This window comes from Bacillus sp. SH7-1 (assembly GCF_008042405.1).
GTDB classification, from domain to species: domain Bacteria; phylum Bacillota; class Bacilli; order Bacillales; family Bacillaceae_G; genus Bacillus_A; species Bacillus_A thuringiensis_N.
The window spans coordinates 19,161-40,143 of sequence record NZ_QNUD01000012.1 but is presented as its reverse complement, the minus strand read 5'-3'; the positions used below and the strand labels follow the sequence as shown (position 1 = coordinate 40,143).

The following is a 20,983-nucleotide window of genomic DNA, read 5'->3' as shown; positions in this document are numbered from 1 at the left end:
ATAAACGGTACGGCTTTATTTTAATTTTACATTAAGGGGCACCAACGTAAAAACACGGTTTTTATACGCTAAGATATTTTTATAAGTAAAAACTCTAACATAAAAAATAATTATTTACGACGCCTTCTCTTTGCTTTTTTTCGTCGATTTGTTTGACTATATTTTTTTATAGGAGTGCTTTTATTTTTCTTATAATCGGGTAACTTGAGTATAAGAACAGAAATTGCAGTAAAAATGCAAAATATAAGCATTGCAATGATCCAGAGGTTAATGTCATATTCATATAACTTACTAAAATACTTTTTGTGATGAGTAATATAACTTACATTACTGTCAATTGCTTCAAGGGTGTAGGGAATTACCAAAACGTAACCAATTATCATAACAAATGTTCCAAGTAGGAAACTAGCTATATGTCTTATCAAGTTCAGTTCTCCTTTAATTATGTTTTCTATATAAATTCATATAGAATATAACGTATTTCTGCAAAGATTGTCTTTATTTAAAATAATAATATAAATTTCTATTAAGTTGATAGTGCATGTGGTGATTTCATGGAAATGAATATCTAAATTGAATATTTTAAAAAGCGTAGAAAGATTAAATTCCTACGCTTTTTCTTCTTAATAAATATTTACTGTTGTTCTAAATTTTTTATATAAGATTTCACAGCTTGCAATAAGAATTCTTCCTGCCCTATACCTGCACTCGCTGCCATTTGAACTATTTTCTGCTTAAATTCATGATCTGCATGAAAAGTTAATGGCTCTACATTACTTTTAAAGTAAATTCCTTCAACATGTGGAAGTATCGTACCGGATTTCATATGAGAATGTAAGTATTTAATCTCTTCTTGAAATTGCAACGGATCAACTTTTAATACGAAAGGTTTAATTTCTAATTTAATAGTATCAGATGAAACACTCAATCGCATATTTGTGACTCCTAGCTCTTTATAAAATAAATTTATTAAATTATAAGTAATGGAATTAAATAGTTGAGGTTTTTTTAATGAAAAAGATAAATACCCTCGTTTTGTAATTACAGCTTGCTTACGGAAAGGTTCAAAGGAGTAATCATGTTCTTTATACGTGGATAGAGGGAAAATTTCTTCGTCTTCTGTAAGAATCTTACCGTCTGCTCCATTGATTTCTATTACTCTCGCTATTTTTCTGGTATGTTGATGTGTTAATAATTGATATAAATATATATCTTCGTCTTGAATCTTAGCAATGAATGTTTTTCGCTCTTTTGATGTAGTTTTTTCATAAGTAAGTTGAAAAGTTTCAAGGTCATCTTTATCAATGATATATACTTCTTTTCCACGCTTTTCAATCTTTGAAGCAGGTAGTTTTCCAGATTTGATATATGTAAAGACAGTAGATGGTGCTACATTAAGAATCTCAGCTGCTTCTTTTGTACTATAACCCTCAATCTCTTCGTTATTTTTTAAACGTTCAATATCCTCTAAATAAAAAATCTTACTACCGAATTGCTTCCAGTTATCTTTATATACACATTCTATTAATCCATCTTTTTCTTTCTTTAAAATTGTTTGTACCGTTACTCCTAATAAGTCGGCTGCCTCTTTTGTCGTTACAGTAGGTTTTGTAATGAACAATAAATCTTGTGTCATGAAAGGACACCTCCATAACTATTGTTTACTAGTGTTTTAGATATGTATATATAATATCAGAATATGAGATATATTTAAAATGAGAAATAAAATTTATTAAATTTCTTATAAATTATTGTATTTTTAAGGAATTTTAGATTTGATTTATATCTTAATTTAATTTTAAATTTATCTTCTTTGTAAAACAGATTTGAAATCTAATGTATTAACTATTAAATAATATCTATTTACTAATAATTTATAAAAAAATATATGTATGTTTAGATAGAGAAGAATATAGGATTCTTACAGAAAGAATATGAATTATCATTTGTATAATAGATAGAAGTGAAATAAAATAAGACTTATAGGTAATAAAGAGAATTATATTCATAATCTTCAATAGGAGAGGTGAATTCGAATTATGGGTAATAACAATACAAAAGAAAATGTACCTATTATAAACAATAAAAGTAAGTATATGAATACATATGTAGAGAATATAAGTGGTATCATTCCATTTCTGCATAACAATCGTTATGTAGATAAAGTGGAAGAGAAGATGGAGGTTGCAGAAAAAGAGGGAAAGAGTAAATATACGTATTTAAGTGATATAGAAGTCATTTATCATTTTGTGCATTTACAAAAAGATATGGATGAAAAGAAGAATAGAAAAGAGGATACGAAAAAGAGTTATGTGTCCGAAATCTTGTCATTTTGTCAGTGCATGGTGCAGCACGCAGAGGAATTCGAATTGAATGGGGAAGAGGTACAGCAAAACGACTCTTTATTAAAAACATTGCAACCTTGGCATATTCGTAAATATAATGCTTGGTTGAAGCAGGTAGAGAACGGTAGAAAAGGAGATACGTACGCGGTCGCAACACTTGCGAAGAAAACAGTACTCATTCGTTCTTTTTTAAAACATCTTCATGTTTTTTCATATATTGAGAAGCCTCTTCATGAGGAACTGCAGCGCGCTAATGTAAATGAACAGGATCGGCCAAATCGGGACCTATCCTATGATGAAGTAATGAAAATTTTAGGGTTTTATAAAGAACAAGGGCATTTAGTAAACTATACAATTTTACTAGCTCTAGCCAGTACTGGTGCAAGAATTCAAGAATTGTGTACCGCGAGAGTAAAAGACTTACATTATGACGGAAAGTATTGGTTAAAAGTCACAGGAAAAGGAGATAAAGCACGTGAACTTTTCATTCCTGAGCATTTATTCCAATGTATTAGCGAAATGAGACGGAGAAGAGGATTCCAAACTATATTGGATCAGGGAGATGAATGTCCTTTATTCTTAAATCAAAGAGGGAATTTTTATAATCCGAAAACGTTATCAAATCAGGTAACAGATATGATAAAAAAGACACATTTAGATTTTCTAAAGTATCGTGAAAATCCTGTAACGGCACATACATTTCGTCATGCATTTGCAATCATGGCAGTTGAACAAGGAAATGCGGATCTATATCATTTAATGCAAACACTGGGTCACGAAAATATCCAAACAACAAAAATCTATTTAGAGAAACATATGAAAAGAAAGAATAATGTGGGGACTTCATTTGCGGATATGTTGATCTGAGATTTTAATATAAGAACCTAATTTTATTATGTGTTTTTTATATAATTAACAAGGGTTTTATTGGTATGAAAAAACAATAAGAAAGTGATTCGATTCTATTGATAAAAAAATACATTCAATCAAAGTACTTTTGTAGTTAAGTTTAGTGACAGCTTGTAAATTAGGGGCTACACTTGGAATAGATACATTAGTACGTGCGATTGGCTCTGTCAGTGGAGAGAGCCAATCCCTCAATGATTAATAGTTGAAGCAAACTGACTTTTAAAATTAGATATTTTCCTATCTAATTTCATTGCTACTGCCTATTTTTGGGTGGGAGTCTTACTGTTGAATTTGGAGGTTTTTGAAAATAAAAGAGCCTTTTTAAAATAGGAAAACAGGCTTTAAAAGCTTAAATAAGAATTAAAAGTATGAATATATTTTTGGGTCAAGAGGTGGGAGAATTGGGATATTTAATTTTAGCATTTATGGTTGCAGTTAGCGTATATTTCCTAGTTTTTGATAATCCTTATATAACTATTTTTATTATATTTCTCATCATGGTAGGGAAATCGTTATATGACAGCAGAAAGAAGCAGCAGTAATCAAGAATACAGGGGCAATAGGGGAGTAAGGTAGCGAATTATTGATATAATATAAATTATAAAGTAGGTGGTTTTTGAAAATAATTCTTGAAAATGTTAGTACGATAGGGGCACTCGCTTTTCTATTTTTAATAATTTATCTTGCGACAAATCCTAAAGATGTAAGCTTGCTAACAATCCCAGCTTACTTTGGTGGAATGTGGGTGACTCATCGGCTTACCGAAAATGGATTTCAAGGTACATTTATTTATACGAGTTGATTAGTAATCTACGTCGTTATAATGATTTGCCTTTTCTTCGCTTCAATCCGTTTAGGCATACGTAACATAAGATATATTAAAGAGAAAATAAGAAAACGTGGAGCTATAAAAAAATAACGCAAAGAGAAACCGTCCTTACAGGCGGTTTTATTGTTATACTGAAGTGCAATTTAGATTATTTTACATGTGAGGAGGGTTAATTATAGAGTACTCAAGAATCTACACATTACGAAATGGCCAAGAAAAATCAATAAAGGTAGAGCCCTGGCGTCCATTTAGAGAAGAAATGAATGTGTTAGGAATTCAGGATCCAGATGTGTTTCAAATTTAGTTAGTGGAATATGGTAAAGAGAGAATGAAAAAGAGTTCTCCTAAAAACAATAGAAGAAAATAGTTTACGTATAAATATTATAATTAAGCACATGTTATATACAAATATAGTGGAGGTGCAACTATGAATATTCAAAGACACGAAAGTAATACAAATGAAATTCTTATTTCTGCTGCTGCAAGTGCCATTGAACAAATGAAGTATGAAATTGCCCGTGAATTAGGAGTCACACTTGGACCTGATACATCATCACGTGCAAATGGATCTGTCGGTGGAGAAATTACAAAGCGCTTAGTTCGAATGGCGGAAGAACAATTATCAGGACAATACAGATTACATTAAGTTAAAATAACAACAGGAAAAAGGCTCCATAAAACGGATTCTTTTTCCTGTTATTTATATAAAATCTGAAAATTAATTTTTATAACTTAAAAACGCCCTTTCAAATTCCTTTATAAGAGGTTTTATTCAATAAGGTAATACAATAGGGCTAAATTTAAAATAATCAATTACAAGTAGATTAAGAGCTATTTTATATATTCTTATTATATTTTATAAAATTTTTACTAGTTTATTAAAAATTTATAATTAGTGAAGTCATCTCTTTAATTAACCATTGATATTGATCGATAAATGGGGGTCACCATATCATTTCGGGAGTCTGATAATCAAGCGGCTTAATTCAAAAAAATGAAACCCGTTAGGGTTTATTTCGTATGCAAATCTTTAAATTCCCTACACGTAACCTTTAGAAAAAAGAAGCAACCTCTACTATGATTGATGTTGTATGAGCTTAGCTTGATAGAGATGGGGTTTACCGTATGAAAAAATATAGATTGGGATTACGTCGCCCCACCATCCGTTAATAAAAGCGGAAAGTCGAATCTTCAACTAGCTTTAGATGGCGGGGTACCTTTTACAACAGGATAGCTACAAAATTGAGTTGCATTATTTAACGCAAAAAGAACCTGGAGCAATGGTTGAAATACCAGCCAATAAACATGATGAATTTACTAAAGCATTACATGGTTTAGTAGAATCAGGAGAAAGTTTTAGAAACGACAAAGAGCTATATAAACATAAACAGTATAATAATTTTAGAAACAACTATTGGAAAATGAGAACGCGAGAACATATAGAAGGGAAATAAAAAGATGAATGACAAGATTATTTCAATCATTACCAAATATGAAAAAAATGGCGATTTTATGGGAGGGATAAATGAAGATACAATTCGAGAAGCAACACAAATGCTAAACATTAATTTCCCAGACAGCTATCATTGGTTTTTAAAACAGTACGGTAGCGGCGGACTGGATGGTATGGATATCCATGGTTGTGAGACAACAGCTGTGGATTCTTCCGTTGTTTACCACACCAAGTTATATAGAGAAACATATAACCTTCCTGAACAATACATTGTTTTAAATGATATCGATGGTACTGTGACATGTTTAGATACCAATCAAATGAAAGATGGCGAGTGCCCTGTTGTTTTTTGGAGTCGTTTTTCAAAGGAACTGTATACCATTACTTATGAAAACTTCAGCGACTATCTATTAGATTCTTTACAAGAATCTGTAGATAATTTGTATGATGAGGATTAATTGATTATAGAATACTAAGAATCATATTTTATGTAATAATATATATTTATAGGTTTCATATGATTTTATTTTTTTGATTTACAAAGAAAAAGCCGATTATCTCTCTAAACTTAGAGTAAACGGCTTTTTTTCTATGGAAATTTGCCTAGCGTACGAAATTCGCGTTTTGTTGGTGCTACTCCATCGCCATCAAGCTAAAATTTTAGAGCACCCCCAAAACGAAAATTTTTTAATCCTACTAGTACACGCAAGGTTAGAAAATTATTTACAAGAATTTAAACCATTAAAATAGGAATTAGTTTATATTAAAATTAGTTACATAGATTGAATATTGGAGGTATAGAATTAAGTTGGAAAAAGAATTTATGGTAATCAATAGCTTTTCTGGTGAAAATTTGACTGGAAATCCTGCAGCTGTTTTTTTTGAACCCAGTGGTTTAGATAATAATACTTTGCAAAACATCGCTAAACAGATAAATCTTGTGGAGACAGTATTTGTATATCCCTCTTATAATGCGGATTTTCTATTTCGTTATTTTACTCCTAATAAAGAAGTATCGCTTGCTGGACATCCAACAATCGCAGCATTTATGGCACTAGTAAATTCCAAGAAGATTGATCTCAGTAAAAAAAATATATATCAAATTGAAACTCAAAATGGAATACGTGAAGTTGTTATTGAAAATGTTAGAAATCAAGTGCTTGTAAAAATGAAGCAAAGCTCTCCTAAGTTCATTTCACCAATAATAAACAAAAAGACAATAGCCAATACTTTGGGAATTAATGAAGCAGATATTGCTTTCAATCTTCCAATTCAAACGATTGATTTAGGCGTGAAATATTTAGTGATAGCAGTAAATTCTTTAAATGCATTAATGTCAGTTAAACGCGATATTCAATTGTTACAAGAGTTGTGTGAGAACTTGGGTGTTCGCGAAGTACAAATATTCACATTTGATACTTATGGAGAGGATTTTGATTTCCACACTAGAAATCTATGCCCTAGGGAAGGCATGGAAGATCCTGCTTGTGGAATGGGAAACGCTGCTGTTGGAGCATATCTTGCCAATAATTATTATAATAAGCAAAAGTGTATTCACCTTCGAGCTGAGCAAGGTACGATTGTAAAAATGCCTTGTTTAATAGAATTGTTTATATCCAAAAAAGAAAAAGATATAGAACTTTATATAGGTGGTACTGGTAAAAAAGTGGTTGAGGGTAAGTTCTTTATTTAATTTATAGTAGGGACATCAATCTAAGATGAATTTATATCTATAATTCCCAAAAAACGCTATTCTTTTTGTAGAAATATAGATAGAAAGGATAACGCCTTTTTTGCTTTATGGATAGTGCAAAACTTTAGTTTTATAGCGATGTAGCGGTACCAAATAGCCGTTTAATAATTATTTATGCCACCTTTATATATCTATATAATCAAACGTTATTACTCATTTTTAATTGCTCTAAAAGATAATCACAGACATTCACAAAAATACATTGTTTTTTTAAACTTAATAATAAGTATTTCAATTCAAATTCTTGATAAAAAATCTTCGTGATATATAGTTTAAACTCATCTAAATTAGGCTTTTCTGGGCTGTATAGCATATCTAAAGGAAGTTTAAATTTAGAAAATAAATGATCGTTTTGGGCAAAAATCGAAACTTCTTCTCTAGTTAATCGATCATGAAATGCAATTAAAATTTTTCTTAAGGCATTTACTTGTTCTTCTTCAAATTCATGATCTATAACAAATCTATAAAATGGGAATTCATCTGACTGGATCATACTTTGCATAAGTCTAAATTGATATCTTAATAAAGTCACTTCTTTGATTAAATCCATATTTCTCCTCCTTTATTTCCCTAAATTAACCAGTTTATCATAACAATTTATAACTTGAAATACAAATACTTATGATATATCACCCATACAATTTTTATTAACATAACCTATCATTATCAATAGTTAACGATGTATAAAATTTTCGTTATGGGGGTAATTAAAACTATTAGCTTGATAGCGATGGGGTAACGCCACATGCCCATTAACTTAAGATTTTAAAGTAGCCCCTAAACGAAAATTTTTCTTTTTTTAAATTGATTGATAGTAAACAAGAAAGGTTGGCAAATTACCAATCTTTCTCGTTTGGAGAGTTTTAATTTTCAGTTATCAAACCAAAAATAACCAAAATAATATCCTACGCAGTATTCTCCTCATGACTTTTTTTTAGAGTTTAACGGTTTTTGAGAATCTTTGTAACAGAACCCAATATTTCATTTTAAATAGCTTTAGGTATCAATAAAGAGAATTTATCATCCTTGAAACATTTTAATAATCAGAAATTTTAGACGAATAAAGGGATTGTATGATAATATATTTATATGCATTACTTTTCCATCTTTACAATAAACTTACACACGATTAAAAATATTGAGGTGATTCATTAGTGGTTAATAATACGTGTGAAACTAGAAAGTATAATTCAATACATAAAAAACGTTTTTATAATTCTGTTTTTTCAATCCCTTTAGTTGCTTTAGCTTTATTTATATTATCTTCTGTACAACTAGAATTAACTACTTTTTTGCTTATTACTTTTGTTTCTGTTGTTATAGTGCTCTTTCAATTGATTTATTTTTACAGTAAATGGAAATTAGTGTAAAAAGTTAAATTTTAGTCAGTTACTAATAACAGTTCTAATTCATTGTACACCGAAAAGAAGGAAGCGTTCCTTTTGTCAAAATGATAGCAAGCATCTAATTATTACGCTCTTCTCCGCAGAAAGTGAGGTTCTGACCATGACGAGACGTTCAGAAGCTGAACATTGGAACGAGGTGTTTGCCGATGTGAATCTCGGCAAGCCGCAAGTAGATTTTTGGCTGGAAAAATACGAGCCGATGCTAGAATTGGCCCAAGATGGACCGGTCATTGATCTTGGCTGCGGATATGGCAGCGACTCTTTGTTTTTAACAGAACGAGGTTATCGGGTCATCGCCTGCGACTTCTCCTCTGAGTCGTTGGCGATTATACGCAAATATGTGCCAGGCGTTGAAACAAACCTATTCGATATGACAGGAGGATTGCCGTTTCCGGATGGTAGCGCGAGGGCGGTTGTCGCGGATTTGTCCCTGCATTATTTTCACTGGGACGATACTGTTTCTATTGTTAGCGAAATTGCGAGAGTTGTCGGCACTGGCGGATTGCTGCTAGCCCGCTTGAATTCCACGTGCGATGTTCATTACGGTGCCGGTCAGGGCATCGAATTGGAACCCCGTTATTACGAGCATGAGGGGCGGCGGAAACGTTTTTTTGACGAAGCAGATATGCGTCGGTTGTTTGACGGATGGGCGATCAACGTGTTGACGGAAACGGACATGCACCGCTACCGGAAGCCGAAAATTTGCTGGGAGATGGCAGCTTGCGTCCGCTGATGGCGGGGGCTGTGTGTGCCGACGAACTTGCCGATGTGAATCCGACTGTCGGGACAGCTGGTCGAAAGCAGCCGGACAAAGAGACTCAAACCTTTTTTGTTCCGCTCACGGGGATCGATAATGCAATAAACCAAAAAACAATCTAACACTTTATTTTCGTGTTATTGACTAGTTTTTGGTTTATAAATCCGGATTAGTATAAATTTTCCTCGAACAGAGTTAATTAAACAACTTAAAACTACATTGAATACATGTAAACAAAGTGACAACCATTGATTTAACAATGATTGTCACTTTGGAGTTAAGATAATCGGAAAAAACCCACGCTAATACATTTTCTAGAAAATCAAGGTTGCTTTTTCTACGCTAAAGAAATTCTAACCTATAATCATCAGATTAAAGTCTTAAAGCCCACAAAAGCAAAAATAACAAGTATAACAAAAAATGAAAAACCAACATACACCCTACAGTGTTATATTGGCTTTAAAGCATTATATGTTTAGGCAATAACATCTTGGTTAGGGTTTTTATTTCCACAAACAATCTTTTAGGCGAAATTACTCCATACCCATCAAATTAATATTTTGAAACCCACCATAACGAAAAGTTTGTTTCCATTTAAATAGAAAAATCTTACTTTCACTTTTATCGTTTGGAGGATTGTCTGTTTCTTAAACTGTTAATAGACGTACAGTTAATCTTCTTTATAAAATTTATATTTACCAGACAGGTCTAAACTTCAATGGTGAATTACTTTCATTTGCTTCATAAACTAATTTTGTTAAATCTTCCTTGAGCATTTGCATTCGTTCAGCACCTATGTTTTCAATCCAGCGCTCTTCAATCTCAGTTAGTATCTTCTCTTTTGCTTGCACTACTAACCAACCCCGTTCAGTCAAAACAATAATTTTCCCTCTCTTATCAGTGGGATGAGTTTTACGCATTACATAACCACTTTTCTCAAGATAATCCACCATTTTACTTACAGCTTGCTTTGTAATTCCTAAATATTCAGCTAGTTCTATACCTGTCGCTCCATTAGGGGTGATGTATTTAAACATAAAACCATGTATAGGTCTAATATCTCCAAATCCCAATTCACTCAATCTGTCATGTAGTTCATTAATCGATGTACTAAAGGATAATGACAAAAGGGATGTAAGATCTAATTCACTAAATACTTGATGATTCATACATAAGACCTCCTTAAAAGTCAATTAAGTTGACTTTTTGATTCATTGTACTACGAATAACATAATCCATCAAGTTAACTATGTTGTTTTTGTTATGAAAGTAATATGCCTCACTTACAACATCAAGAAATATTTATTCACATAAAAACTTAGTAAAATTACATATTAAATAAGAAATAACATGATAAAAATATCGATTTTTTCAAAAAATTTTCCTCATTACAAAAATATACAGGTTACTTTAAATATCCAATTAATTATAATTTCCTACCAAAATAAAGGAATTGTTTTATTTATTTGATATAATTTATGTGATTACAATAAATACACGGGGAATAAAAGATTACAAATCATCTATACGGAGGTATGAAAGATGGATGAAAAACGAGACATAGGACCTAAAATAGAAAAAAGCTTTGAATTAATAGGGAAAAGGTGGACAGGATTAATTATTTATGTACTAATGAGTGGTCCTAAACGTTTTAGTGAAATTCATTCAATGATTCCAGATTTAAGTAAACGTATGCTTACAGAAAGAATGAAAGAACTTGAGGATAACGATATGGTAGTGCGACATGTGAGCACGGAACGCCCTGTACGAATAGAGTATTTACTAACAAAAAAAGGAACAGAATTAGGGAAAATTCTTGGACCAATTAGTCAATGGGCTGAAAGTTGGATAAAAGAGTAAATATAAAGGTTCTTACAAATACAAAAATCAAACAAATATTAAGAATAGACAAAGTGCAATCTCCTAAAAAATATAGTCAATACATTTAATAAGTAGACAATTCATATTAAAAAAATTACACTGTTTCATATTAAAGTAATAGCTGACCTCATTTTAGAAAGGTAGGAAGAAACAAATGGCAAATCTTCTTTATATTACAGCGCATCCATTTGATAATACCGAATCATACAGTTTGACAGTTGGAAAAGAATTTATTAAGTCCTATAAAGAATTAAATCCCTATGATGAAGTTGTTCATCTTGATTTATACAAAGCGGATATTCCATATCTTGATGCTGATGTATTTAATGGTTGGGAGAAACTTAGATCTGGAATTCCTTTACATGAATTAACACCTATTGAAATATCAAAAGTAGGACGTCTAGCTGAATTAGGCGGACAATTTCTATTAGCTGACAAGTATGTATTCGTCACTCCAATGTGGAATTTTTCTATTCCAGCCATTTTAAAAACATATCTTGACGCTGTGGCTGTATCAGGAAAAACATTTAAGTATACAAAAGAAGGATCGGTAGGATTATTAACAGGTAAAAAAGCATTGCACATTCAAGCACGTGGTGATATTTACTCTGAAGGACCAGAAGCGCGTAAGGAGATGGGCCATCGGTATTTAGAAGTTATGATGGAATTCTTTGGAACCTCTTTCTTTGAAGGGATATTTGTCGAGGGACATAACAAATTTCCAGAACAGGCCGAAGAGATTAAGAAAAAAGCTATTATTAGAGCTAAAGAAGTTGCTAAATATTTTTAAATATTTCAATCTAAAAACACAGTATTGCTAATTATATTTATTATAGTAACAATACTGTGTTTAATAAAAACTCTCCTAGGCTTTTCTTCACTTACCTTGTATCTAATTTATCCCACAATAGTATCTAGCACTATAGTATTGTGTATATCAACTTAATCCACCAAAATAATTTTCAGTTGTTTACTCGAATCATTTTAGGACTATAATTATAACCGTTATCAGCGGATACTAAAAGAGATGGCCCCGGTAGAATACCGAGACCATCTCTTAAGCGCTTGATTTTTTAAGGCCTTTTTATTAAACTTTCCATTTTATAGGGTACCCTTCAAGCGTCTGAGGGGAATTTTAAGGACTTTACAACCTCAATTGATTGACAGTAACTTTATTTACATCAACCAAGAAATGAAGAAGGGCAGGGTAACAAGAGACATAAGCGCACTAATAAAGAAGGAAGAGGCTGTCTCACCTGCTAGACTGTCAAATTTCAACGAAATCATAGCAGCTACTGAAGATCCTGGGAATGCTACTAATAAAACTAACTTTGTTACGTCATCTGAAGATAATCCTATTGCATGTGCAATTCCAAGCATGATAAGTGGTTGAACGACTACTTTAAGAATTGAAATCCCAAATGCAGTTGGGCTAAATTGAACTTTACGAATTCCGATTGTAACCCCAACAGCAAATAACGCTGCACCCGATGTAATACCACCAATTTGCTCTAAACTCTTCTCTAATAAATGTGGTGACTGGAACCCGCATAGCACAAGAATAACCCCAATTAAAGGAACACATGCTAGCGGCTCTGAAAGACCATGTAAAATTGATTTAACAGTTACTTTCAAAAGACCTTCTTTCTCGTCGGTCTCTTCATTCTGACGTTGACCCACTGCACCAATAATAGTAGCTAATGGATCTAGTATGGCATTCACAACGATTCCTGTAATAGCAATTGGAAGCGCGGCCACACTTGCTCCAAACAAACTCCCTAAAACCGGAGTCCCCATAAATGCAAAAGTTGGTTGGGCTGAGTTTAAAGAAAACATTGATGCTTTTGTTAATGAAAACTTAAATACGTATTTAGCAATTAATAGGAAAACAATATAAAAGCCTACAATACCAATAACTAAGGCAAGTAAAAATGGCCATTTTTCAATTAATGTTTGCTTAGGGGTTGTTGTAATCCCCACAAACAGATGGGCTGGTAATGCAAATTTAGTTACTAATGTATTTAATCCTTTTGATGTCGTCGCATCAAATTTTTTAAAATATCCAGCTAAATATCCTAATAGGATGGTAAAGAAAATAGGTGTTAAAATAATAAAGATTTGACTAGTTTCCATTTTAAAATCCTCCATAATACATATCTAAATTACGATTTAACTTCATAGTGAATAATTTCCGGTAAATACCGATGCCTATCAAGGTGATAGGCATTCATTTAAACCTACATAGTTATCTCCGAATTTTCACTAGATTTGATTGATTTATAAGTTGGATGCCACATAGCATCTTTTACAGCTTGTTCAACATCTTCTGGAACCTGTTGAGCCACGCCATCTTGAATAGCTGCTTTAGCAACTTGAATTGCTACTGCTATAGAAACAGAACGCAAGTCCTTTGTACTTGGAAGTAATGAAGCACCAGCTTTACGACTATCAGTCATATCAGTTACAGCATTTGCAACAGCAGTAAACATACCACTTGTAATCACTTTTGCTTTTACGACAATTGCACCAAGTCCTAAACCAGGGAATACAAATGCATTGTTAGATTGACCAATTTCGTATACGGTACCTTTATAAGAAACGGGCTCAAATGGACTTCCTGTTGCAATTAGTGCTTTTCCCTCTGTCCAAGTAAGTAAATCTTGCGGAGTTGCCTCTGCTAATGGCGTTGGGTTTGACATTGGCATAATGACTGGGCGTTCCACATGCTTGGCCATTTCTTTTACGATTTCTTCTGAGAAGGCTCCCTTTACACCTGATGTTCCAATCAGAATAGTAGGTTTTACTTGTTTAATCACTTCTAGAAGAGTTATTTTACCGGATTCATCACGCGCCCAACCTTTTACTTCTTCCGTTTTTTGTAAGTAAGGTTTTTGGAAGTTTAAAATACCATCCATATCGTCTGTTAAAAGTCCTCGGTAATCAACAGCCCAAAATCTACTATATGCTTCTTCTTTCGAAAGACCATCAAACACCATCGCATCATGAATTTGATCAGCATTACCAATCCCTGCAGCTCCTGGTCCAAATACCACTACTCGCTGCTCTCGTAATGGGACATCAGTAACTTGAACAGCAGAAAGGATAGCTGCTAATGTAATAGCTCCAGTACCTTCTATGTCATCATTAAATGTTAAAATCTTATCTCCGTATTTCTCAATAATGTTGCGAGCATTGACATTACCGAAGTCTTCCCAATGTAATAAAGCATTTGGGAACATTTCTAATGCTTTTTCAACATAGGCATCAATAAATTCGTCGTATTTTTCGCCTCGAACTCGTTCATGTCGATTTCCAATATAAAAAGGATCTTGTAACAACTCTTCGTTGCTTGTCCCTACATCTAATACAACAGGCAACACACGACTGGGATCGATTCCAGCTGCTGCCGTGTAAACAGCCAATTTACCAACAGAAATATTGATTCCATTTGCTCCCCAATCACCAATACCAAGAATACTTTCAGAATCTGTAGCTACAATTAAATCAATATCCTCTGCTTTAAATCCACTATTTGCAAATGCTTTTTCAATTCCACCCATATCATTAATAGAAAGATAAACACCGTCTGGACGATGATATTCATGACTATACTCTTGAATGGCTTGTCCAACAGTCGGAGTGTAAATGATAGGTAACATTTCACTAAGATGATTTGTTAGCAATCGATAGAATAATACGGTATTGCGATTAGATAAATCGTTTAACCAAACATTTTTCCGTAAGTTATTAGGTTGTTCTTTAAATTGTAAATAAGCACGTTTAACTTGTTCTTCTAATGATAAAACTGTTGGGGGCAATATCCCTTCTAAGCCAAGATCTTTACGCTCTTTATTTGTGAATGCTAATCCTTTATTTAAGAAAGGTTGAGCAAGTAGATTTTTCCCTTTCAAATTTGTTTGAATAGATCCGTCATTGGAAAGATTAAATGTATTCATGTGATTATTCCTTCTTCCTTGATGTTTTGTATTGTATTTTCAACTCTCAATGTATTTGTAAAGTGTCTTATTTGCTTGCGTTAATAAAGGTTACTAATAGTAACCAAAAACACTTTATGCCACTATAGTAACCAAGGTAAATAAAATAGTCAACTATTTTTACTATTTTATTTACCTTCTGATTATTTTTTATTGGCTAGTAAATAAATAGTTTCCTAATTATATAAACACACCTTAAAATCATATAAAATAAGGATTTAATTTTTTACTTACATCAAAAAATTAATAGAAATAATTTTTAAAATACGAACCCATATAGACGTTTTTTTAGAAAAGAGAATATAAATACAACACAAAAATAATGACTAAATTAATCATTTAAGTTACTATTTGTAACTTAGTTATTTTTTCTGGTTATGTCGGTTTATTTTCTATCCTATTAAAATCAGAAAGGTGAGAATGAATAATGGCAAAAGTAATATAAGATTGAACTCACTCAGTATTTGATGATTCATATATAAAACCTTCTCAAATGAAGTCAATACAGTTGACTAAATTCAAATCCTATTGTACTATACAGATTGTAGTCAACTCCATTGACTATATTTAAAATATAAAAGAAATAGGATTCACCGAAATAAAATTAATACATTATGGAGGTTTCTCATGGCTAATATTGTAAAAATTAGAGGAAGTGTATTTGCTCCGTATGCTTGCTTAGAACCTATTAAGGATTCTGCAACAGGAAGGATCTTAGAATATACTGGTGATGCACGTGAATTTACACCATACGCCGTAAACACGATGCGCTCAAGATTAGAGCAAGAAGTGATTATTGATTTTTATAAAAAAGAAATTTTCACATTTGCAGATGCTTGTATTACAACTGTAAAAATTACAAATCCAGATGGTTCTATTGAGCATCAAAAAGGAAAAACAGGTACAGAAAACATTGTATGTACGAATGTTGTGTGGAGCGCTGATGAGGTTTCTTTTGAAATGAAGGCCAGTGCCAGCAACCCTTTAGATGCAGCAGCACCTGCAGCTGACTATTTATTAACTATACGTGTTAGCAAAAGTGGAGCTTTGCATATTGAAGGTAAACATGATGGGTTCCCTTGCTATGAATTTTATAAGCAAACAGACTTCGGACGATTTGAATTAATCTATACACACGATTACAGAAAAACTGGTGATACTCCAAAAGCGCTAGCTGGAGAGATGGAATACAGTTTTAAAAAGACAATTTAAATATAAATACAAATCAAAAAAGGATCATACTTAACAATCGGTAGCGAGTATTAAACGTAAAACAATTGATTGTCCTAAAAAATTGTGACCTGTTTTGCTCAATGAGTCAATGTTTTGTATTACTTAAAAATAAAATTACAGAGGTGTTTCTCATGGCTGATATCGTTAAGATTAGAGCAAGTGTATTTATCCCAATGTCTTGGGTTTCAATAGGTTGGACTGGATCTAATCAAACGGGAGACTTAATCGAGTTCGAAGGTGATTCACGTGAATTTACCCCTTATGCTGTAAATGCTATGCGTTCTAGAGTTGAACAAGAAGTAGTTGTAGATTTTCACAAAAAAGAAATTTTCACATATGGAAATACGGGTATAACAACGGAAAGAGTTACAACTCCAGATGGTTCCGTTCATAAAAGAACAGGAAAAGCTAGTACAGAAAGTATTGTATGCACTGATATTGAATGGAGTACTAATGACGTCAAGTTTCAAATGAGTGCAAGTGCTAGCAACCCATTAAATATAAATGCACCTGCTGTTGACTATCTTTTAACTGTGCATGTTAAAAAAGACGGTACTATTGATATTGAAGGTAAACATGATGGATTTCCTTGCTATGAATTTTATAAACAAACAGATTTTGGTCAGTTTGAACTAATTCATACACATGATTTCAGAGAAACTGGTGATACAGCTGAAGCGCTAGGTGGAGAAATGGAGTGCAGTTTTAAAAAGACATTATAAAGACAATATAATCCCTTTAAAAATATAACAACGTGAGAAGAGTAACAGGAGGAAAAGAGAATGACAACAGTTTTATTTGTAAAAGCAAACAATCGTCCAGCAGATCAGGCGGTTAGTGTGAAATTATATGAGGCTTTTTTAGCAAGCTATAAAGAATCACATCCAAATGATACAGTGATAGAACTTGATTTATACAAGGAAGAATTACCATATGTAGGAGTAGATATGATTAACGGCACATTTAAAGCAAGTAGAGGATTTGACTTAACAGCAGAAGAAGCAAAAGCAGTAGCTGTTGCTGATAAATATTTAGATCAATTCCTTGCAGCTGATAAAGTAGTCTTTGGTTTCCCGTTATGGAATTTAACAATCCCAGCTGTACTGCACACATATATTGATTACTTAAACCGCGCAGGAAAAACATTTAAATATACGCCAGAAGGTCCAGAAGGTCTTATTGGAGATAAGAAAATTGCATTATTAAACGCAAGTGGCGGTGTATATTCTGAAGGACCAAAAGCTGAAGTAGAAATGGCTGTTAAATATGTAGCAAGTATGATGGGCTTCTTCGGTGTAAAAGATATGGAGAAAGTCGTGATTGAAGGCCACAACCAATTCCCAGATAAAGCAGAAGAAATTATTTCTGCAGGGCTTGAAAAGGCAGTTAAAGTAGCAACTACGTTCTAATTAACAAAACACTCGTCACTCAATATGGCAGTACCAACAATTCTATAGCGGTGGTACTGCTTTTTTATTTGCTTATCTTGCTATTTTGGAGAAGTAAGAACCTAATTGATGCGAGTTTTTTATTTTCAAACTTATTCAACGATAGAAAGCAGGATTATATTACAATGGAACGTTTATGGACAAAAAACTATATCATGCTGACAATTACAGCATTATTACTATTTAGTGGTTTTTATCTACTAATGCCAACATTGCCTATGTTTATCAAACAATTAGGTGGAAGTGAATCTCAAGTTGGATTTATTATTGGCGTGTTTACCATATCGGCAGTTATTTTTCGTCCTATTGTTGGAGGATTGATGGATCGATATGGGCGACGAGTATTTATAATAAGCGGACTGCTATTTTTTGCAATTACAATGTATTTTTATGATTGGGTAACAGGAGTTATATTTTTAGTGGTATTACGTATCCTTCATGGAATCGGCTGGGCGGTTGCTACAACTTCGATTGGAACAGCTGTGACTGATGTGATTCCACCATCTCGTCGCGGAGAAGGAATGGGATGGTACGGACTTGCAATGACTTTAGGTATGGCTTTAGGACCAATAGTAGGTCTTTGGGTAGCAAAATCATTTTCATTTCATTATTTATTTCTACTATGCACAGCATTAGCACTTATTGCATTCATACTTGCGCTTGGTACAAAAATTTCAGCCGTTCAGCATACCTCAAAACAACCAATTTCATTTTTTGAAAAAACGGTTTTACCAATCGCTAATGTGACATTTTTCTTATCCCTTACTTTTGGTGGCATTACAACATTTTTACCACTGTTTGCGGCAAAGATTCAAGTGAACGCTGGTACTTTTTTCTTAGTTTATGCTGTCACACTTATAGTAATTAGACCGATTGCAGGGAGAATATCCGATAAGCGCGGAGAAGGGATCATTATTGTTCCTGCGCTTTTTATAATGATAATTGCACTATTAGTCCTAGCAATGACAAAAGGTCTTGTTGGACTCGTAATAACAGCTATTTTGTATGGAATTGGATTTGGATCGGCCCAACCCGCTCTTCAAGTAGTAACTATACGTTTAGCTCCACCAGAGAAAAGGGGCGTAGCAAACGCTACATTTTTCACTGCTTTTGATTTAGGGATTGGTTTAGGATCAATCATTCTAGGGTTTGTTTCACAACTCATGGGATATCAAATGTTATTTATTGTTTGTGCGGTATCTGGGTTTATTAGTCTGTTGATTTTTATTTTGTTTGTAAAAAAGACATTATAGGGATGAGCATACATGCCCATCAACTTAAGAATTTACTTTACCCCCAAGTGTAAAAGAACGCTATCTTTCCTATAAGTTTACGGAAGGAAAGCGTTTTTTTATTTTAAGGGGTATTTTATTTTGTTAGATTGATAGTGATGTGGCGGTACACCTTTAAGAAAAGACTTAAATCCATATATAAATCAAAGGGGATTGTTTGCATATTAGCTTTGGTTTTATGTACAATAAAGGTAAAGATATAGTCTAAAACAGGAAGAGGAAAACCATGTCCAATTCGTTAGTAAACTTACGTATCGATTTTGCATTTAAGCAGTTATTTGGCACAAATGGGAATGAAGATATTTTAGTTGCCTTTTTAAATGCCATATTAAAAGATTCTTTGGAATCACCTATTGTTGCCCTACAATTAGAAGATCCACATTTGCATCGCGAATACGAAGAAGATAAATTATCAATTTTAGATATTTCGGCTACATTAAATACAGGAACAAAGGTAAATGTAGAAATACAATTGAATAACAATCATGATATGATCAAACGAAGCTTGTATTATTGGGGAAGGTTATACACCTCTCAATTGCAAAAAGGAATGCCTTATAGCTCACTTCATAAAACGATTACCATAAACTTATTAAACTTTGTAATGTTTCCAGAATATGAAGCATTTCATACAACAGGAATCCTTTGGAATCAGCAACAACAAAAGTTATTAAGTGACGATATAGAAGTTCATATTGTAGAGATTCCAAAGTTACTACAGCAATGGCGTGAAGAGAAAGTTAATCCGTGGGAAGATTCGTTTGTTCGTTGGTTATTATTATTACCAGCGAATGAAGATGAGTATCTCACACAAACATTGGAGGACATTGCCATGAACCAAGATCCAATTTTACAAAAAGCAATGAATAAGTGGGAACATATGAGTCAAGATTCTTCTTTCCGTCAAGCATATGAAGCAAGAGAAAAGGCCTTAATGGATGAGGCTGCAAAGTTTGCTCATGCTCGTAATGAGGGAAAAAAAGAAGGAATTCAAGAAGGGGTTCAGCAAGGGAAAATACAGATGATTAAAGGGATGCATGAACTTGGTGTACCAATTGAAACGATTGCTAAAGCCAGTAAATTAGGCATTGATGAGGTTGAACGTATTTTAGCACAAAAATAATAAGCAACAAAAGAGAACCTATTAATTGGGTTCTTTTTTGTTGATCTATTTATCAACTAGGGTTAGAACCAAATTGCTATCAAGTTAAGACTTTCATATACACTTTAGTTGAGAATTCTCTACTTATTAATCCCTTTATTTATATAATATGTTGTAAAATTAAGTGGTGAGTAATTCAAAAGAGCGTATCTTATTTTAATCTTTGTTAAAACATGCAATTTTGCATACTGAAATAACAGAAACTGATATGCAGAGTATGAGTAAATTATTCAAAATTCACTTTAAATTAATTGAATTTTGAATAGATTTTATTTAAAACCGTATATATCAAGTAATAACTATTAAGATTAATGTTTGGATATTCAAAGATAACTTTATATACATATAGTATTTTCATTTGAACACATATTAAATAATTAAGATACTTAAAAAAATCCGACAAAATTCTACTATTTACGCACAAAAGATTTAATGTTTTAATAAAGGTGTAATTGGTAGTTCACTAAGAAGGGAGAAAAAACTAATAAAAGTATCATAAATTTTCAAGTAACATTATGTC

20 protein-coding genes and 1 pseudogene are annotated in these 20,983 nt (G+C 32.7%); 15 read left to right on the top strand and 6 right to left on the bottom strand.

What is annotated here, in order from left to right; translation table 11 throughout:
- Positions 1-110: 110 nt before the first annotated feature.
- Both DN390_RS31125 and DN390_RS13160 read right to left on the bottom strand, forming a co-directional pair.
- Positions 111-425: a hypothetical protein gene (locus tag DN390_RS31125; protein WP_074593971.1), complete on the bottom strand. Its 315-nt coding sequence runs from the start codon at positions 423-425 to the stop codon at positions 111-113.
- 209 nt (positions 426-634) lie between these two features.
- Positions 635-1,636, bottom strand: a complete 1,002-nt coding sequence (locus DN390_RS13160) for a helix-turn-helix domain-containing protein (protein WP_147807505.1) — start codon at positions 1,634-1,636, stop codon at positions 635-637.
- 403 nt (positions 1,637-2,039) lie between these two features.
- Here DN390_RS13160 and DN390_RS13155 point away from each other — a divergent pair, with 403 nt between their 5' ends.
- The 6 genes and pseudogenes from DN390_RS13155 to DN390_RS13120 all read left to right on the top strand — a co-directional run bounded on the left by DN390_RS13155 (position 2,040) and on the right by DN390_RS13120 (position 7,229).
- On the top strand, positions 2,040-3,212 hold the full coding sequence (locus DN390_RS13155; RefSeq protein WP_147807504.1) for a tyrosine-type recombinase/integrase: 1,173 nt from the start codon (positions 2,040-2,042) through the stop codon (positions 3,210-3,212).
- Positions 3,213-3,876: 664 nt separating this feature from the next.
- Positions 3,877-4,173: pseudogene (locus DN390_RS31620) on the top strand (hypothetical protein).
- 337 nt (positions 4,174-4,510) lie between these two features.
- Positions 4,511-4,729 (top strand): alpha/beta-type small acid-soluble spore protein, encoded by a 219-nt coding sequence (locus DN390_RS13145; protein WP_002161812.1) that lies wholly within the window; start codon positions 4,511-4,513, stop codon positions 4,727-4,729.
- Between the two features lie 559 nt (positions 4,730-5,288).
- Positions 5,289-5,537: an HNH/ENDO VII family nuclease gene (locus DN390_RS13135; RefSeq protein WP_147807503.1), complete on the top strand. Its 249-nt coding sequence runs from the start codon at positions 5,289-5,291 to the stop codon at positions 5,535-5,537.
- Between the two features lie 4 nt (positions 5,538-5,541).
- The gene (locus DN390_RS13130; RefSeq protein WP_147807502.1) at positions 5,542-5,994 is read left to right on the top strand and encodes an SMI1/KNR4 family protein; all 453 of its coding nucleotides are present in this window, start codon (positions 5,542-5,544) and stop codon (positions 5,992-5,994) included.
- Between the two features lie 350 nt (positions 5,995-6,344).
- Positions 6,345-7,229, top strand: a complete 885-nt coding sequence (locus DN390_RS13120; protein ID WP_147807500.1) for a PhzF family phenazine biosynthesis protein — start codon at positions 6,345-6,347, stop codon at positions 7,227-7,229.
- A 199-nt stretch (positions 7,230-7,428) separates the two neighbouring features.
- Here the strand turns inward: DN390_RS13120 and DN390_RS13115 are convergent, their stop codons facing one another.
- The gene (locus tag DN390_RS13115) at positions 7,429-7,839 is read right to left on the bottom strand and encodes a DUF1878 family protein (protein ID WP_147807499.1); all 411 of its coding nucleotides are present in this window, start codon (positions 7,837-7,839) and stop codon (positions 7,429-7,431) included.
- 956 nt (positions 7,840-8,795) lie between these two features.
- On the opposite strand from DN390_RS13115, the gene DN390_RS13110 reads away from it, so the two are divergent.
- Together DN390_RS13110 and DN390_RS30635 are read left to right on the top strand one after the other, a co-directional pair.
- Positions 8,796-9,428 (top strand): class I SAM-dependent methyltransferase, encoded by a 633-nt coding sequence (locus DN390_RS13110; protein WP_170833710.1) that lies wholly within the window; start codon positions 8,796-8,798, stop codon positions 9,426-9,428.
- The gene (locus tag DN390_RS30635) at positions 9,416-9,574 is read left to right on the top strand and encodes a hypothetical protein (protein WP_170833709.1); all 159 of its coding nucleotides are present in this window, start codon (positions 9,416-9,418) and stop codon (positions 9,572-9,574) included. The genes DN390_RS13110 and DN390_RS30635 overlap by 13 nt, the downstream gene beginning before the upstream one ends.
- A gap of 573 nt (positions 9,575-10,147) precedes the next feature.
- Here the strand turns inward: DN390_RS30635 and DN390_RS13105 are convergent.
- Entirely contained in the window at positions 10,148-10,621 is a 474-nt protein-coding gene (locus tag DN390_RS13105) for a MarR family winged helix-turn-helix transcriptional regulator (RefSeq protein WP_147807498.1), read from the bottom strand.
- Positions 10,622-10,994: 373 nt separating this feature from the next.
- On the opposite strand from DN390_RS13105, the gene DN390_RS13100 reads away from it, so the two are divergent.
- On the top strand, positions 10,995-11,312 hold the full coding sequence (locus DN390_RS13100) for a winged helix-turn-helix transcriptional regulator (protein WP_147807497.1): 318 nt from the start codon (positions 10,995-10,997) through the stop codon (positions 11,310-11,312).
- Between the two features lie 175 nt (positions 11,313-11,487).
- On the top strand, positions 11,488-12,123 hold the full coding sequence (locus tag DN390_RS13095) for an FMN-dependent NADH-azoreductase (RefSeq protein WP_147807496.1): 636 nt from the start codon (positions 11,488-11,490) through the stop codon (positions 12,121-12,123).
- A 386-nt stretch (positions 12,124-12,509) separates the two neighbouring features.
- Here DN390_RS13095 and DN390_RS13085 read toward each other — a convergent pair whose 3' ends face one another.
- Together DN390_RS13085 and DN390_RS13080 are read right to left on the bottom strand one after the other, a co-directional pair.
- On the bottom strand, positions 12,510-13,466 hold the full coding sequence (locus tag DN390_RS13085) for an AEC family transporter (protein ID WP_147807495.1): 957 nt from the start codon (positions 13,464-13,466) through the stop codon (positions 12,510-12,512).
- Between the two features lie 104 nt (positions 13,467-13,570).
- Positions 13,571-15,289: an NAD-dependent malic enzyme gene (locus tag DN390_RS13080; protein ID WP_147807494.1), complete on the bottom strand. Its 1,719-nt coding sequence runs from the start codon at positions 15,287-15,289 to the stop codon at positions 13,571-13,573.
- 666 nt (positions 15,290-15,955) lie between these two features.
- Between DN390_RS13080 and DN390_RS13075 the strand changes: the two genes are divergently transcribed.
- The 5 genes from DN390_RS13075 (at position 15,956) to DN390_RS13055 (ending at position 20,424) form a co-directional block, all read left to right on the top strand.
- Positions 15,956-16,540 carry a DUF3238 domain-containing protein gene (locus DN390_RS13075; RefSeq protein ID WP_147807493.1) on the top strand — a complete coding sequence of 195 codons (585 nt, stop codon included), beginning with the start codon at positions 15,956-15,958 and terminating at the stop codon, positions 16,538-16,540.
- Between the two features lie 152 nt (positions 16,541-16,692).
- Positions 16,693-17,283 (top strand): DUF3238 domain-containing protein, encoded by a 591-nt coding sequence (locus tag DN390_RS13070; RefSeq protein WP_147807492.1) that lies wholly within the window; start codon positions 16,693-16,695, stop codon positions 17,281-17,283.
- 60 nt (positions 17,284-17,343) lie between these two features.
- Positions 17,344-17,970, top strand: a complete 627-nt coding sequence (locus DN390_RS13065) for an FMN-dependent NADH-azoreductase (protein ID WP_147807491.1) — start codon at positions 17,344-17,346, stop codon at positions 17,968-17,970.
- A 50-nt stretch (positions 17,971-18,020) separates the two neighbouring features.
- Positions 18,021-19,262 (top strand): MFS transporter, encoded by a 1,242-nt coding sequence (locus DN390_RS13060; protein WP_255443946.1) that lies wholly within the window; start codon positions 18,021-18,023, stop codon positions 19,260-19,262.
- Between the two features lie 265 nt (positions 19,263-19,527).
- Positions 19,528-20,424, top strand: a complete 897-nt coding sequence (locus tag DN390_RS13055) for an Rpn family recombination-promoting nuclease/putative transposase (RefSeq protein WP_147807489.1) — start codon at positions 19,528-19,530, stop codon at positions 20,422-20,424.
- Positions 20,425-20,983 lie beyond the last annotated feature (559 nt).

What these genes read in the sequence shown, in the direction of transcription:
- DN390_RS13155 (WP_147807504.1), top strand. Translation starts at nt 2,040, where the DNA reads ATGGGTAATAACAATACAAAAGAAAATGTACCTATTATAAACAATAAA.
- DN390_RS13080 (WP_147807494.1), bottom strand. Translation starts at nt 15,289, where the DNA reads ATGAATACATTTAATCTTTCCAATGACGGATCTATTCAAACAAATTTG.
- DN390_RS13160 (WP_147807505.1), bottom strand. Translation starts at nt 1,636, where the DNA reads ATGACACAAGATTTATTGTTCATTACAAAACCTACTGTAACGACAAAA.
- DN390_RS13075 (WP_147807493.1), top strand. Translation starts at nt 15,956, where the DNA reads ATGGCTAATATTGTAAAAATTAGAGGAAGTGTATTTGCTCCGTATGCT.
- DN390_RS13100 (WP_147807497.1), top strand. Translation starts at nt 10,995, where the DNA reads ATGGATGAAAAACGAGACATAGGACCTAAAATAGAAAAAAGCTTTGAA.
- DN390_RS13115 (WP_147807499.1), bottom strand. Translation starts at nt 7,839, where the DNA reads ATGGATTTAATCAAAGAAGTGACTTTATTAAGATATCAATTTAGACTT.
- DN390_RS13065 (WP_147807491.1), top strand. Translation starts at nt 17,344, where the DNA reads ATGACAACAGTTTTATTTGTAAAAGCAAACAATCGTCCAGCAGATCAG.
- DN390_RS13095 (WP_147807496.1), top strand. Translation starts at nt 11,488, where the DNA reads ATGGCAAATCTTCTTTATATTACAGCGCATCCATTTGATAATACCGAA.
- DN390_RS13070 (WP_147807492.1), top strand. Translation starts at nt 16,693, where the DNA reads ATGGCTGATATCGTTAAGATTAGAGCAAGTGTATTTATCCCAATGTCT.
- DN390_RS13130 (WP_147807502.1), top strand. Translation starts at nt 5,542, where the DNA reads ATGAATGACAAGATTATTTCAATCATTACCAAATATGAAAAAAATGGC.
- DN390_RS13105 (WP_147807498.1), bottom strand. Translation starts at nt 10,621, where the DNA reads ATGAATCATCAAGTATTTAGTGAATTAGATCTTACATCCCTTTTGTCA.
- DN390_RS13085 (WP_147807495.1), bottom strand. Translation starts at nt 13,466, where the DNA reads ATGGAAACTAGTCAAATCTTTATTATTTTAACACCTATTTTCTTTACC.
- DN390_RS13145 (WP_002161812.1), top strand. Translation starts at nt 4,511, where the DNA reads ATGAATATTCAAAGACACGAAAGTAATACAAATGAAATTCTTATTTCT.
- DN390_RS13135 (WP_147807503.1), top strand. Translation starts at nt 5,289, where the DNA reads ATGGCGGGGTACCTTTTACAACAGGATAGCTACAAAATTGAGTTGCAT.
- DN390_RS13110 (WP_170833710.1), top strand. Translation starts at nt 8,796, where the DNA reads ATGACGAGACGTTCAGAAGCTGAACATTGGAACGAGGTGTTTGCCGAT.
- DN390_RS13055 (WP_147807489.1), top strand. Translation starts at nt 19,528, where the DNA reads ATGTCCAATTCGTTAGTAAACTTACGTATCGATTTTGCATTTAAGCAG.